This window comes from Kribbella sp. VKM Ac-2569 (assembly GCF_004216905.1).
Taxonomy (GTDB): domain Bacteria; phylum Actinomycetota; class Actinomycetes; order Propionibacteriales; family Kribbellaceae; genus Kribbella.
In genome coordinates this window covers 1,847,957-1,861,753 of sequence record NZ_SGXJ01000001.1, presented here as the reverse complement: position 1 = coordinate 1,861,753, position 13,797 = coordinate 1,847,957, and the positions used below count along the sequence as shown (strand labels likewise).

The 13,797-nt window shown below is 67.9% G+C and carries 12 protein-coding genes; 10 read left to right on the top strand and 2 right to left on the bottom strand.

Annotated features, from left to right (window positions below; all coding sequences use genetic code 11):
• Positions 1-593: 593 nt before the first annotated feature.
• On the bottom strand, positions 594-1,220 hold the full coding sequence (locus tag EV649_RS41495; protein ID WP_241998123.1) for a hypothetical protein: 627 nt from the start codon (positions 1,218-1,220) through the stop codon (positions 594-596).
• Between EV649_RS41495 and EV649_RS08740 the strand changes: the two genes are divergently transcribed.
• The 10 genes from EV649_RS08740 to EV649_RS08695 all read left to right on the top strand — a co-directional run bounded on the left by EV649_RS08740 (position 1,107) and on the right by EV649_RS08695 (position 12,918).
• On the top strand, positions 1,107-1,976 hold the full coding sequence (locus EV649_RS08740) for a deoxyribose-phosphate aldolase (protein ID WP_241998104.1): 870 nt from the start codon (positions 1,107-1,109) through the stop codon (positions 1,974-1,976). The genes EV649_RS41495 and EV649_RS08740 overlap by 114 nt on opposite strands.
• 36 nt (positions 1,977-2,012) lie before the next feature.
• Positions 2,013-2,912: a 5-deoxy-glucuronate isomerase gene (iolB, locus tag EV649_RS08735; protein WP_130382242.1), complete on the top strand. Its 900-nt coding sequence runs from the start codon at positions 2,013-2,015 to the stop codon at positions 2,910-2,912.
• The gene (iolD, locus tag EV649_RS08730) at positions 2,909-4,822 is read left to right on the top strand and encodes a 3D-(3,5/4)-trihydroxycyclohexane-1,2-dione acylhydrolase (decyclizing) (protein ID WP_130382240.1); all 1,914 of its coding nucleotides are present in this window, start codon (positions 2,909-2,911) and stop codon (positions 4,820-4,822) included. Before iolB ends, iolD begins: the two co-directional genes overlap by 4 nt.
• The gene (locus EV649_RS08725) at positions 4,822-5,715 is read left to right on the top strand and encodes a TIM barrel protein (protein ID WP_130382238.1); all 894 of its coding nucleotides are present in this window, start codon (positions 4,822-4,824) and stop codon (positions 5,713-5,715) included. Before iolD ends, EV649_RS08725 begins: the two co-directional genes overlap by 1 nt.
• A gap of 81 nt (positions 5,716-5,796) precedes the next feature.
• The gene (locus tag EV649_RS08720; protein ID WP_130382236.1) at positions 5,797-6,795 is read left to right on the top strand and encodes a sugar ABC transporter substrate-binding protein; all 999 of its coding nucleotides are present in this window, start codon (positions 5,797-5,799) and stop codon (positions 6,793-6,795) included.
• 9 nt (positions 6,796-6,804) lie between these two features.
• Positions 6,805-7,851 carry an ABC transporter permease gene (locus tag EV649_RS08715; protein ID WP_130382234.1) on the top strand — a complete coding sequence of 349 codons (1,047 nt, stop codon included), beginning with the start codon at positions 6,805-6,807 and terminating at the stop codon, positions 7,849-7,851.
• Positions 7,848-8,708, top strand: coding sequence for an ATP-binding cassette domain-containing protein (locus tag EV649_RS08710; protein ID WP_130382232.1), 861 nt, complete (start codon positions 7,848-7,850; stop codon positions 8,706-8,708). The genes EV649_RS08715 and EV649_RS08710 overlap by 4 nt, the downstream gene beginning before the upstream one ends.
• Positions 8,705-9,790 (top strand): Gfo/Idh/MocA family oxidoreductase, encoded by a 1,086-nt coding sequence (locus EV649_RS08705; protein ID WP_130382230.1) that lies wholly within the window; start codon positions 8,705-8,707, stop codon positions 9,788-9,790. The genes EV649_RS08710 and EV649_RS08705 overlap by 4 nt, the downstream gene beginning before the upstream one ends.
• Before the next feature lie 45 nt (positions 9,791-9,835).
• The gene (locus EV649_RS08700; protein ID WP_130382228.1) at positions 9,836-11,338 is read left to right on the top strand and encodes a CoA-acylating methylmalonate-semialdehyde dehydrogenase; all 1,503 of its coding nucleotides are present in this window, start codon (positions 9,836-9,838) and stop codon (positions 11,336-11,338) included.
• Positions 11,339-11,769: 431 nt separating this feature from the next.
• Positions 11,770-12,918 (top strand): glyoxalase superfamily protein, encoded by a 1,149-nt coding sequence (locus EV649_RS08695; protein ID WP_130382226.1) that lies wholly within the window; start codon positions 11,770-11,772, stop codon positions 12,916-12,918.
• Here the strand turns inward: EV649_RS08695 and EV649_RS08690 are convergent.
• On the bottom strand, positions 12,904-13,785 hold the full coding sequence (locus EV649_RS08690) for a LysR family transcriptional regulator (protein WP_198682362.1): 882 nt from the start codon (positions 13,783-13,785) through the stop codon (positions 12,904-12,906). The two genes, EV649_RS08695 and EV649_RS08690, sit on opposite strands and share 15 nt — an antisense overlap.
• Between the last annotated feature and the right edge of the window lie 12 nt (positions 13,786-13,797).

Genomic DNA, 13,797 nt, shown 5'->3' with positions numbered 1-13,797 from the left:
CCCCAGGCCCCAACGACCCAACAGTCATCGCCCGCATCACCCCGCCTCACCCCCAACCGCCGACCCCTCCCGCCGCGCCGGCCGCCCAACGATCTCCGTATGCCGCGCCCGACGACCCGACGGTCATCTCGCAGCCGTCGGACTCGAACAGGCCGACTGCGCCCACCGAGGCCGGACGACCGTACGCCGACCCGGACGCCCCGACCGCAGGTCTCAATGACCCGACGGTTGCTGCGCGCCGCCCGGACACACCAGGCCCCGACGACGTGACGGTGATGATGGACGCCTCCCAGGAGACGCCTCCCGCAACCCCCGACGGCCAAACAACCGTCATCGGAAACCTGAACCTCGCCCCCGAACACCCCACACCCCAGCAGGCAGCGGGTGAGCAGGCTGGGCGTGAGCAGCGGCCGGGCAGGACGGAGGCTTCGCCGGGGCATCAGGTGAGCGGACAAACGGTCCGTGGAGAGCAGCGAGCGACCTTGCCCGTAGCTCCGGCGGATCAGCAGACCAACGGTCCGCGAACAGAGCAGGCCGCAGAAGCAGGCATGGAACCGCCCCTCGCCGAGACCCAATCAAGCGGTACGCCGAGCTCAACTGAGCAGGCGCCCGCTGAGCAGCAGTCGCCCGGTGAACATCAGCCGCTCGCTGAGCAACCGTCGCCAGGTGATCAACAGCCGGTCAGTAGGCAGGAGTCTGCCGGTGACCAGCAGTCGGGTGTGCTGGGCGTTGCCGCGATTGGCGCCGCAGGTGCTTTGGCTACCGGGGCTACCGCTGGCGCTGGAGCTGCCATTGGCGCCGGTGCGGGAGCTGGAGCCGAAGCTGCAACTGGAGTAGGTGCAGGTGCAGAACCCCGGGCTGGTGCAGAACCTGGAGCTGTAGTCGGCGCAGGCGCCGGAGGTGTTTCTGGTGCTGGTATCGGAGCGGGGGATGTCGGGGCTGTTGGTGGTGCCTTGGCTGGTGGTGTGGGCGAGCAGGGGGATGGGTGGGGATCGGAGCTGGGAGAGCCGGTTGGTGGACCACCCGATGGTGCTCGGCTGGCGCACGGTGGTCAGGGCGCGGAGCAGGTGGGGCTGGTTCGGGGGGTTGCTGAGCGGTTGGGGGAGTTGACCGAGGTTCGGGTTCGGCATCCGGAGCGGGTGGCTGAGGGGTGGTTGCAGCGGCGTACTCGGGCGTTGGTGGGGGATGACGGGCGGCTGTTGATCGTGGCTGCTGATCATCCGGCGCGTGGTGCGTTGGGCGTGCGGGGCAATCGGATGGCGATGGGGAGCCGGGCTGATCTGATTGCCCGGTTGATGATCGCGTTGCAGCGGCCTGGTGTGGACGGTGTACTGGCCACTCCGGACGTGTTGGAGGATCTGCTGCTGCTCGGTGCGTTGGAAGGCAAGGTCGTCATCGGATCGATGAACCGGGGCGGGTTGCAAGGAGCGGCGTTCGAGCTGGACGACCGGTTCACGGCGTACCGGACTGCTGACGAGATCGCTGCGCGGCGGCTCGACGGCGGGAAGATGCTGACGCGGATCGACCTCGGCGACCCGGGGACCGTGGCGACGTTGGAGAGCAGTGCCGCGGCGGTGACCGGGTTGGCTGAGCACAAGCTGATGGCGATGGTGGAGCCGTTCTGGTCGACGCGCGGCGAGGACGGGCGGGTCGCGAACCTGCTCGATCCCGACTCGGTCATCAAGTCGATCCAGATCGCGTCCGGTCTCGGCGCGACGAGTGCGTACACGTGGCTCAAGCTGCCGGTCGTGGATGAGCTCGATCGGGTGATGGAGGCAACGACCCTGCCGACACTCTTGCTCGGCGGCGATCCGACCGCGGAGCCGGAAGCGACCTACGCGTCGTGGGGCAAGGCGCTCGAGCTGCCCTCGGTACGCGGACTTGTGGTCGGCCGGGCGCTGCTGTTCCCACCCGACGGCGACGTGGCAGCGGCTGTCGACCGCGCCGCGGCCCTCGTCCACGGCGAGACCGTATGACCCGGACCGCTGAGGTTCTGAGGAAGGACAGTTGGGATGACTGAATGGGTTCGGCCGGCCGGGACCGCGGCGAGCGATGGGTTCGAACTCGCGGTGCGGCCGGGTGAGGCGGAGTGGCATCACAGTGGCTTGCTGGTTCGGACCCTGCTTCCTGGGCAGTCGGTGGAGATCGATACCGGGGACTGTGAGTACATCGTCCTTCCGTTGAGTGGATCGGCCGAGGTGATCGTCGACGGTGAAGCTGTCCCGCTCGGCGGACGGGCGGATGTGTTCGCAGGGCCGACCGATCTGGCGTACGTGTCCCGGAACTCGACTTTCGCAGTGGTCAGTGCCGGTGGCGCGCGGATCGCGTTCCCGCACGCCAAGGCCGCGACGGACCATCCGTTCCGGCGGATCCGCGCCGACGAGGTCGAGACCGAGCTCCGGGGTGCCGGTGTCGCGTCCCGCCAGGTCCGCAACTTCGGTACGCCGGGAGTTCTCGAGGCGGACTCGATCATTGCGTGCGAGGTGATCACGCCGGCCGGCAACTGGTCGTCCTACCCGCCGCACAAGCACGACGAGCACAGACCGGGGAAGGAGAGCGAGCTCGAGGAGATCTACTACTTCGAGCTGCAGCTGTCCGACGACGTCCCGGAAGGTGTCAAGGGCAACGATCCGATCGGCTACCAGCGGGTCTACGGAACCGAGGAACGCCCGATCGACGTACTGGCGGAGGTTCGTAGCGGTGACGTGGTGCTCGTCCCGCACGGTTGGCACGGCCCGGCGATGGCGCCGCCCGGCTACGACATGTACTACCTCAATGTGATGGCCGGCCCCGGCACCGAGCGCCAGTGGCTGATCACCGACGATCCGCAGCACGCCTGGGTGCGCGACCTGTGGAACTCCCAACATCTTGATCCGCGCCTACCTTTCGGACGAACAGGAGATGAGTCATGACGGTGCGTCTCACGGTCGCGCAGGCCCTGGTGCGATTCCTGAGCGTCCAGTACTCGGAGCGTGACGGGCTTCGGCAGCGGCTGATCGCCGGGTCACTGGGCATCTTCGGCCACGGCAACGTCGCCGGGATCGGCCAGGCGCTGCTGCAGTCCGAGCTCGAGGACCCGAAGGCGTTGCCGTACATCCTGGCCCGCAACGAGCAGGCCATGGTGCACACCGCGGCGGCCTTCGCCCGGACCCGTGACCGGCTCCAGACCTACGCCTGCACGGCAAGCGTCGGCCCGGGCTCGACCAACATGGTGACCGGTGCGGCCCTCGCGACGATCAACCGGTTGCCGGTGCTGATCCTCCCTTCGGATGTGTTCGCGACCCGGGTGGCAACACCCGTGCTGCAGGAGCTGGAGAGCTTCGGCGCCGGGGACGTCTCGGTCAACGACGCCTTCCGCCCGGTGTCGAAGTACTTCGACCGCATCTGGCGGCCCGAACAGTTGCCCTCGGCACTGATGAACGCGATGCGCGTGCTGACCGATCCGGTCGAGACCGGCGCGGTGACACTGGCCTTGCCGCAGGACGTCCAGGCAGAGGCGTACGACTGGCCGGAGGAGCTCTTCGTCGAGCGGATCTGGTATGTCGCACGTCCCTTGCCGGAGGAATCAATGGTCGACAAGGCGGCAGATCTCCTACGGTCCGCGCAACGCCCGCTGATCGTTGCCGGTGGCGGTGTGCACTACTCGGGAGCAGAGGACGCGCTGCGCGAGTTCGCCGAGCGAACCGGCGTACCGGTGTCGGAAACCCAAGCAGGTAAGGGATCCCTGGCCTATGATCACCCGCAGGCGGTGGGCGCGGTCGGGTCGACCGGGACCACGGCAGCCAACGCGCTGGCCCGTGACGCGGACCTGGTGATCGGGATCGGCACCCGCTACAGCGACTTCACGACGGCATCGCGGACCGCGTTCCAGAATCCGCAGGTCCGGTTCCTGAACATCAACGTGGCGCGTTTCGACAGTGGTAAGCATGCCGGCCTCCCAGTGGTGGCCGATGCGCGGGAAGCCCTTGTTTCGTTGGGATCCGCGCTCGGCGAGTGGTCCGTGGACGACAAGTACACAGCCGAGGCCCAGGAACTCACAAGGACCTGGAACGGAACTGTGGACGCAGTTTTCCGGCCCTCCGCCGACGTGACCGCGAAACTGGCCGAAGGACTGCTCACCCAGGGCGAGGTGATCGGCGCCGTCAACGAATTGTCGGCGGCGTCTGATGTGGTTGTCTGCGCAGCCGGCTCGATGCCGGGTGACCTCCACAAACTGTGGCGGCCGCGCGACCCGAAGGGATACCACGTCGAATATGGCTTCTCCTGCATGGGATACGAGATCGCCGGCGGACTCGGTGTCCGGCTCGGCGCACCGGATCGCGACGTGTTCGTCATGGTCGGCGACGGGTCGTACCTGATGATGTCCAGCGAGCTGGCCACCGCGGTCCAGGAAAACATCAAGATCATCGTGGTCCTGGTGCAGAACCACGGCTTCGCGTCGATCGGCGCGCTCTCGGAATCGCTCGGTTCCCAGCGGTTCGGGACGGCGTACCGCAAGCGCACCGGTGACGGCCGGCTCGACGGTGACTACCTGCCGATCGACCTCGCGGCGAACGTGCGCAGCTTCGGCGTCGACGTGATCGACGTCCACAGCCGGCCCGAGCTGGAGAAGGCGATCCAGAGCGCGAAGGCAGCCACCGGGCCGATCGCGATCCATGTCACGACCGACCCGTTGGTCGGCGGTCCGGACAGCGACTCCTGGTGGGACGTCCCGGTCAGCGAGGTGTCGGAGCTGCAGTCCACACAGGCCGCGGCAGCGACGTACGAGGAGAGCAAGAAGGCCCAGCGTCCGTACCTGACTCCGGTCGAAGGGGATCGCTGATGGGCAGTGTCGACATCGGTACGGCGCCGGACTCGTGGGGAGTCTGGTTCGCCGACGACGCGCAGCAGACGCCGTGGACGCGGTTCCTGGACGAGGTGGTCGCGGCCGGGTACACGCGGATCGAGCTCGGTCCGTACGGGTACCTTCCGACCGACCCGGTGAGGTTGAAGGACGAGCTTGACCAGCGCGGTCTGACGATGACCGCCGGTACGACGTTCGAGCAGTTGCATCGCCCCGAAGGGTGGGAGGCGACCTGGCGCGATGTCGCCAAGACGGCCGAGCTGACGGCCGCGATGGGCGCGAAGCACCTGGTCGTGATGCCGTCGATGTGGCGCGGTGACAACGGCGAGATCGTCGAGGAGAGACTGGACCACGAGGGTCAGGCCAGACATGGGCAGGCGGTGACCGAGCTGGGTCGACGCCTGGCGGAGGAGTTCGGGCTGCTGACGCAGTACCACCCGCATGCGGATGGACATGTCGACACGCAGGACACCGTCGAGCGCTTCCTCGAGGAGACCGACAGCGCCTTCGTGAACCTGTGCCTCGACACCGGTCACATCAGCTACTGCGGTGGCGACAACCTCGAGCTGATCCGGAAGTACCCGGACCGGATCGGTTACGTCCACCTCAAACAGGTCGATCCGACGATCCTCGCGGAGGTCGAGGCCGAGGGCCTGAGCATGGACGAGGCGGTACGGCGGGGCGTGATGTGCGAGCCGCCCAACGGGGTGCCCGAGCTGCCGCCGGTCCTCGACGCGCTGGCCGGGCTCGACGCCGACCTGTTCGCGATCGTCGAGCAGGACATGTACCCGTGTGCGCCCGACGTACCGCTGCCGATCGCGGCGCGGACGTTGGCGTATCTCACTGCTTCTGGGGGTGCTTCATCGAGATGACGGCCACGGGAGTGTGAAACTCTCGGGTCCCACGCAAGTCCGCGGAGCGCCGCGGACCACCTGAAAGGCAGGTAGCAAGTCATGGTTCGGTGGCAGAAGAAGACGGGGGCCGCGGTCGCGGCTGGCGTGCTCGCGGTGGCTCTGGCCGCGTGCAGCTCCTCCGGCGGCAAGCAGAAGGAGGAGAGCTCCGGCGACAGCGGCGGCAACGTCGCGGACACGCCGCGGATGAAGGTTGCCATGATCACCCACTCGGGTCCCGGCGACACCTTCTGGGACATCGTGCGGCGTGGGGCCGAGGCGGCCGCGAAGAAGGACAACATCGAGCTGCAGTACTCCGCCGACCCGGACGGCGCGGCCCAGGCGAACCTCGTGCAGACCGCGATCGACTCGAAGGTCGGCGGCATCGCGATCACGCTGAACAAGCCGGACGCGGTGATCCCGAACGTCAAGAAGGCGATCGCGGCCGGTATCCCGGTGACCATCCTCAACGGTGGCCTCGACCAGTGGAAGACGACCGGCGCCCTCGGGTACTTCGGCCAGGACGAGCGGATCGCCGGCCAGGCGACCGGTGACAAGCTCAAGCAACTCGGCGCGAAGAACGTGCTGTGCGTCATCCACGAGCAGGGCAACGTCAGCCTCGAGGCCCGCTGCCAGGGCATCAAGGACAAACTCGGCGACGGCGTCCAGAACGTCAACGTCAACGGTACCGACCAGCCCGGGACGCAGGCGACCCTGACCTCGAAGCTGCAGGCGGACAAGAGCGCCGACTACGTGGTCGCGCTCAACGCGGGGATCGCGCTGACCGCTGTCCAGGCGGCCAAGGACGCCGGATCGTCGGCGAAGATCGGTAGCTTCGACATGAGCAAGGAGATGGCCAAGGCGGTCGCGGACGGCACCGTGCAGTTCGCCGTCGATCAGCAGCCGTACCTGCAGGGCTACCTCTCGATCGACGCGATCTGGCTCTACAAGACCAACGGCGACACCATCGGCGGCGGCGAGGCGACTCTGACCGGGCCGGCCTTCATCGACAAGTCGAACATCGCCGCGGTCCAGAAGTACGCCGAAGCCGGGACGCGCTGAGGTAGCGCCATGGCATCGACCATCACCTCACCCGCGTCGGCGGACGACCGCGTCTCCGCCCGGTCCCTCGGCGCCCGGCTGCTCAGCCGGCCGGAGATCGGGTCGCTCGTCGGCGCGGCCGTGATCCTGGTGTTCTTCGTGATCGCAGCCCCGCCGTTCCGCGACATCAACAACACCGGCACGATCCTGTACCAGGCTGCGCTGATCGGTGTGATGGCCGTGCCGGTGTCGCTGCTCATGATCGGCGGCGAGTTCGACCTGTCGGCCGGTGTCGCGGTGACGACCTCGGGCCTGACCGCGGGCCTCTTCGCCTACCAGTTCAGCCTGAACGTCTGGCTCGGCGTGATCGTCGCGCTGGCACTCTCACTGGCGATCGGCGCCTTCAACGGCTGGCTGCTGATGCGGACGGGCCTGCCCAGCTTCCTGGTGACGCTGGGTACGTTCTTCATCCTGCAAGGCCTGAACATCGCGGTCACGCGGCTCGCCTCCGGCGCCGTCGCGTCGAACTCGATCAGCGACATGGACGGGTTCGGCGCGGCGAAGGCGGTGTTCGCGTCGGAGTTCAAGCTCGGCGGCGTGACGATCAAGATCATCATCGTCTGGTGGATCGTGTTCGTCGCGATCGCCGCCTGGGTGCTGCTGAAGACGCAGATCGGCAACTGGATCTTCGCGGTCGGCGGTGACGCGGCGGCCGCGCGGGCCGTCGGCGTACCGGTGAAGAAGGTCAAGATCGGCCTGTTCATGGCGGTCGGGTTCTTCGCCTGGTTCACCGGCATGCAGCTGCTGTTCGTGCAGAACGGCGTGGTGCAGTCCGGTGAAGGTGTCGGCAAGGAGTTCCTCTACATCATCGCGGCGGTCGTCGGCGGCTGCCTGCTCACCGGCGGCTACGGGTCCGTCGTGGGCGGCGCGGTCGGCGCGCTGATCTTCGGAATGGTCCAGCTGGGTGTCGTGTACGCCGGCTGGAACCCGGACTGGTTCAAGGCGTTCCTCGGCGCGATGTTGCTGCTGGCCACCATCGTCAATCTCGTCGTCAAGAACAGGGCGGAGGCACGATGACCACCACGAAGTCGTTCGCGGACGACGCGACGACCAGTCCGAACACGCCGATCGTGCTGCTCGAGGACGTCGGCAAGAGCTACGGCAACATCCAGGCGCTGCGCGGGGTGTCGCTGTCCGTCCGGCAGGGCGAGATCACCTGCGTGCTCGGCGACAACGGCGCGGGCAAGTCCACGCTGATCAAGATCATCGCCGGACTGCACGACTACACGTCCGGCCGGATGTCGGTGAACGGCGAGGAGCGGCACTTCGGTTCGCCGCGCGAGTCGCTCGACAGCGGTATCGCGACCGTTTACCAGGACCTGGCGCTGGCGCCGTTGATGTCGGTCTGGCGGAACTTCTTCCTCGGCAACGAGCTCACCAAGGGACCGTTCCGGCAGTTGGACGCGGCGAAGATGAAGCGGATCGCGCAGGAGGAGCTGACCAAGATGGGGATCTCGATCCCCGATCTCGAGCAGCCGGTCGGCAAGCTGTCGGGTGGTCAGCGGCAATGTGTCGCGATCGCGCGGGCGATCCACTTCGGGGCCAAGGTGCTGATCCTCGACGAGCCGACCGCTGCGCTCGGCGTGAACCAGTCGGGGGTGGTGCTGAAGTACGTCGTGAAGGCGCGCGACGCCGGGATCGGGGTCATCTTCATCACCCACAACCCGCATCACGCGTACCTGGTCGGTAATCACTTCGTCGTGCTGAAGCTCGGTCGGGTGGCGCTCGACACGCACCGGTCGGAGATCACGCTGGAGGAGCTGACGACCGAGATGGCCGGCGGTTCCGAGCTGGAAGCGCTGAGCCACGAGCTGCGGGAGATCAATCCCGAGGTGGTCGTGGATGATGTGCAGAAGGGGCAGGAGGGCACATGACCGAGCTGCGGGTCGGGATCGTCGGCGTCGGAGTGATGGGCGCCGACCACGCCGAACGCGTTGTGCGGAAAACAGTGGGTGCACGCCTGGTCGCCGTCTCCGATGCGGATGCGGGCCGGGCCGAGGCGCTCGCCGGCAGGCTGTCGGAAAGGTCGGCGGACAGGTCAGCTGGCGGCTCCGTCAGTACGGCGAGACACTCGGGCGGTACGGCGTACGCGGAGACTGTTCGTGTGGTCGAGGATCCGCTGGATCTGATCGCGGCCGACGACGTCGACGCGGTGATCCTGGCGTCGCCGGGGTCCGTGCATGCGGAGCAGCTGTTCGCGTGCTTGGAGCACGGGAAGCCGGTGCTCTGCGAGAAGCCGTTGACGATGGACGCGGCGTCGGCGTTGCGCGTGGTCGAGGCCGAACACAAGCTCGGACGGCAGCTGATCCAGGTCGGGTTCATGCGGCGGTTCGACCCGGAGTACGCCGCTTTGAAGCAACTGCTCGACTCGGGTGACCTCGGGCGGACGCTGCTCCTGCACAACGTCCACCGGAACAAGTCGGCCCCGCCGACGTTCCGGAGCGAGATGATCGTCCGGGACTCGATGGTGCACGAGGTCGACGTCGCCCGGTGGCTGTTCGGCGAGGAGATCACCCGGATCACCGTGCACACCCCGGCGCCGACGAGTCTCGTTGGTGACGGCGTACTCGATCCGCAGCTGGCCGTGTTCGAGCTGGCGAACGGGGCGATGGCCAACGTGGAGGTGTTCGTGAACTTCCAGGTCGGGTACGAGGTCCGGTGTGAGGCGGTGGCCGAGCGCGGGAGCGCGACGATCGGCCTCGGGTCCGGCGTCTTCACCCGGGCCGGCGAGCAGTGGGGCGGCACGATGCCGGCCGACTTCCGGGTCCGGTTCGAGCAGGCGTACGACATCGAGGTGCAGCGCTGGGTCGACGCCACCGTGCGCGGTGAGATCGACGGGCCGAGCGCCTGGGACGGCTACGCGGCGGCGGCCGTCTGCGAGGCCGGGCTGGAGTCGTTGAGCACCGGCAAGCCCGTCGACGTCGCCCTGGCCGATCGGAGCAAGGTACTGGGATGACCGCCAGCAGCATTTCGGAAACACCACCAGCAGTGAGGAAACATCGTGAGTACTGACAGCAAGCGCATCACCCACCTCGTCGGCGGCAGCTCGTGGACCGGCGTGGCCGAGCGGACCAGCAAGGTCTACAACCCCGCGACCGGTCAGGTCACGGGCGAGCTGGACCTGGCGTCGGCGGCCACGGTCGACGAGGTCGTCAAGGTCGCTCACGAGGCGTCGAAGACCTGGGCACAGACCTCGCTCACCAAGCGCGCCCAGGTCCTGTTCGCGTACCGCGAGCTGGTGAACCGCGACAAGGAGCGGATCGCGCAGCTGATCACTGCCGAGCACGGCAAGGTGCTGTCCGACGCGCTCGGCGAGGTGACCCGCGGCCTCGAGGTGATCGAGTTCGCCTGCGGGATCCCGCACCTGCTCAAGGGCGGGTACAGCGAGGGCGTCTCGACCAAGGTCGACGTGTACTCGATCCGGCAGCCGCTCGGCGTCAGCGCCGTGATCTCGCCGTTCAACTTCCCGGCCATGGTGCCGATGTGGTTCGTCCCGATCGCGGTTGCCTGTGGCAACAGTGTGGTGATCAAGCCGTCCGAGAAGGACCCCTCCGCGGCGAACGCGATGGCCGAGCTGTGGAAGGAGGCCGGCCTGCCGGACGGCGTGGTGAACGTCGTGCACGGTGACAAGGAGGCGGTCGATCGACTGCTCGAGCACCCGGACATCAAGTCGGTGTCGTTCGTCGGTTCCACGCCGATCGCGAAGTACGTCTACGAGAACGGCACCCGCAACGGCAAGCGCGTGCAGGCCCTCGGCGGCGCGAAGAACCACATGATCGTGCTCCCGGACGCGGACCTGGACCTCGCGGCGGACGCGGCCGTGAACGCCGGGTTCGGGTCGGCGGGCGAGCGGTGCATGGCGATCTCCGCGCTGGTCGCGGTCGAGCCGATCGCGGACGAGCTGATCGGCAAGATCAAGGAGCGGATGGGCAAGCTGAAGACCGGCGACGGGACCCGCGCCTGCGACATGGGCCCGTTGGTGACCGGCGAGCACCGGGACAAGGTCGCCGGGTACGTCGCGGCCGGGGTCGAGGCCGGCGCGGAGCTGGTGGTCGACGGGCGCGCGGGTGACTTCGACGGTGCGGCCGACGGCTTCTGGCTCGGTCCGACGCTGTTCGACAAGGTGACGCCGGAGATGTCGATCTACACCGACGAGATCTTCGGTCCGGTGCTCTCGGTGCTGCGTACGCCGTCGTACGACGAGGCGCTCGAGCTGGTGAACTCGAACCCGTACGGGAACGGGACGGCGATCTTCACCAACGACGGCGGAGCGGCGCGCCGGTTCCAGAACGAGGTGGAGGTCGGCATGGTCGGGATCAACGTCCCGATCCCGGTGCCGATGGCGTACTACTCGTTCGGCGGCTGGAAGAACTCGCTGTTCGGCGACACCCACGCCCACGGGACCGAAGGCGTGCACTTCTTCACCCGGGGCAAGGTGGTCACGTCGCGGTGGCTGGACCCGTCCCACGGCGGGATCAACCTCGGCTTCCCGACCCACGACTGATTGGGCCTTTAGGTGTAGCGTCGAAGGTGACCCCCGGGGCATGAGGAGTACCGCGGCGTACGCAGGGCCGTCGGCCCGCCATCAGCAAGCCTCGGAGTGCGTCATGTCGAAGAACAAAGGCGGGCGTGAAGTCCGCAAACCCAAGCAACCCAAACGGCCGAAACCCAATCCGAGCGACAGCTCGATCATCCCGCCCACCAAACAAGGGCGGAAGTAGCGTCCGGACCGCAGTTCCCCGGGGACTGCGGTCCCGGGGCGGGCCGCGCAGGTAGCCGTTGACCGGCGGGTCGGGGCTGGGTAGCCTCGCAGATGCGTTCGAGGGCGCGTCGAGACTCGCCGGAAGGCTGGAAGCCACCTCGATTTCCGAAGCTGAGTGCGGTCGATGACGCTCTCTTGAGACCCGTGCGAGTCCGGGTGCGAGAGGACGCATTGTGAGACTGCTGCCTGATCGGCCCAGCATCGAGTACCTGCGCAAGGAAGCCAAGGATCTCCTCGCGGCACTACGGGAATCCAAGCCGGACGCCTCGCTCGCGGAAGCGCAACGCGCGCTGGCCGCGGAGTACGGCGTACGCGACTGGCCGGCGCTGAAGGCCGAGGTCGAGCGCCGGGTCGCGGACACGCCGACGGCTCCCGCCGGACTGGCCGAGGAGCTTGCCGAAGCGTTTGACCTGGGGACGTTGACCGGGCCGGCGAAACCCGTGTTGTTCACCGCGATGGGGCGCTGCTGGGACCTCACGACCGACCGCGGCCGATGGATGGCCGTCACGGTCTACGACTGGATCACGAACGAGCAGGCCGAGCTCGGCGCCCGGCTCCGTGAGGCTGCTGTCGCGGCTGGAGTAGCCGCGCCGGCCGCGGCGATCAGCCCGCACGGACGTCTGATCGAGAAGGTGCGAGGCGAGAACTGGCGCGTGCACGAGTGGCTCGAGGTCGGCCCGGCTCCAATGCTGCCGGTGTCGACGGCGCTGGCTCGTCGAGCGGGTGCCTTGTTCGGGACGTTGCACGCGTTGGCGATCCCGAGCGACGAGCCGATTCACGGCTACCTGGCCTTCCGCCGTCCAGAGGACGATTGGCAACACCTGCTCGGTCGTGCGCGTGCGGCCGGCAAACCGTGGGCCGAGCAACTCGACGCACGCCTGCCGGCGATCCGCGAACTGCAGGCGATCGAGCTCGACGCACCCGACGAACTGATGCTCTGCAACCGGAATCTGAACCCGGAGAATGTCCGCCAGGGACGCGACGGAGAGCTCACCGTGATGGAGTGGGATTTCGCCGGATCGCTCAGCCCCGAGCTCGAGCTCGGCTCGGTGCTGACGCACTGGCTGATGCGGCCGGAAGTCAACCAGTGTGGGCTGTTGGCGTTCCGGGACGGGTACGGCGAGGTGCGGGAGTGGCCGAAGCTCGGGCTGGATTCGTTCGCGGTCGCGATCACTGGCTGGCTCAACTGGACGTACAACTCGATCTGCGAGGCGATCAACCCGGAGGACGCCGACCACGCGGTCTTTGCCGAGCGGGAGGCTGTCGGGGTGCTTGATCGACCGATGACGCGTAGTGGCCTGGAGCAACTACTCGTGGTCTGACAGGGCAGTGGCCACGGCTTCGGCTGCTGGGTCGGAAAGGTGGCCGTGCAGGAGCTCGGTGCGGTGGACGAGGCGTGGCGTGGTGAGTGGGACGGCTGCGACGTTCGGTGTGAGCGCTGAGCGCGGGAGTACCGCTAGGCCGTGGCCGGAGTCGATCAGGGTGAGGAGCGTGTGGAGGTCGGTGCCGTTGTAGGTGAAGGCCGGGCGTAGCGCGTCGGAGCCGGCGGCGGCGCGCAACGTCGCCAGTGGAGCGGCGAGGTCGGGGGCGTCGATCCACCGCGCGTCTGCCAGATCGCTCAGCGAGAGACCACGACCAGGCCGGGCCAGCGGGTGGGTTGTGGGGAGGGCTACGACCAGGCTGTCGTGGGCTACCGAGGTCGTGCGGAGCTGTACGGCGTTGGTCAGGTTGAGGGGGTCGCTAGGGGTGGCGATGCCGTCCACGAGACCGAGCGTGAAGGTGCCGGCGGCGATACCCGCGACGACCTGATCGCGCCCGCAGACAGTCAGCGAGGTCTCGGTGCCGGGGTAGGTACGCCGTACCTCGGCCAACGCCGTCGCGAGTGACCGGGCAGCCAGGGGAGACGCGGCGAGCGTGAGGGTGCTGGGCGGGTCCGCGACGGTACGGCGTACGTCGGCGCGGGCCGCGTCCAGCCGGAGCAGGATCGGACCGGCGTGTTCGAGCAGGCGCTCGCCCGCTGGTGTCGGTACGACGGGTCGTCGGCGGAGCAACGGCGTACCGAGGTCGCTCTCCAGGGTGGCGATGTGCTGGGACACCGCGGACTGGGTGTAGCCGAGTCGCGAGGCGGCCGCGGAGAACGATCCGCATTCGGCGACGGTGACGAACGTCCGCAGCAGATGAGGATCCACGTGCATCAGTAT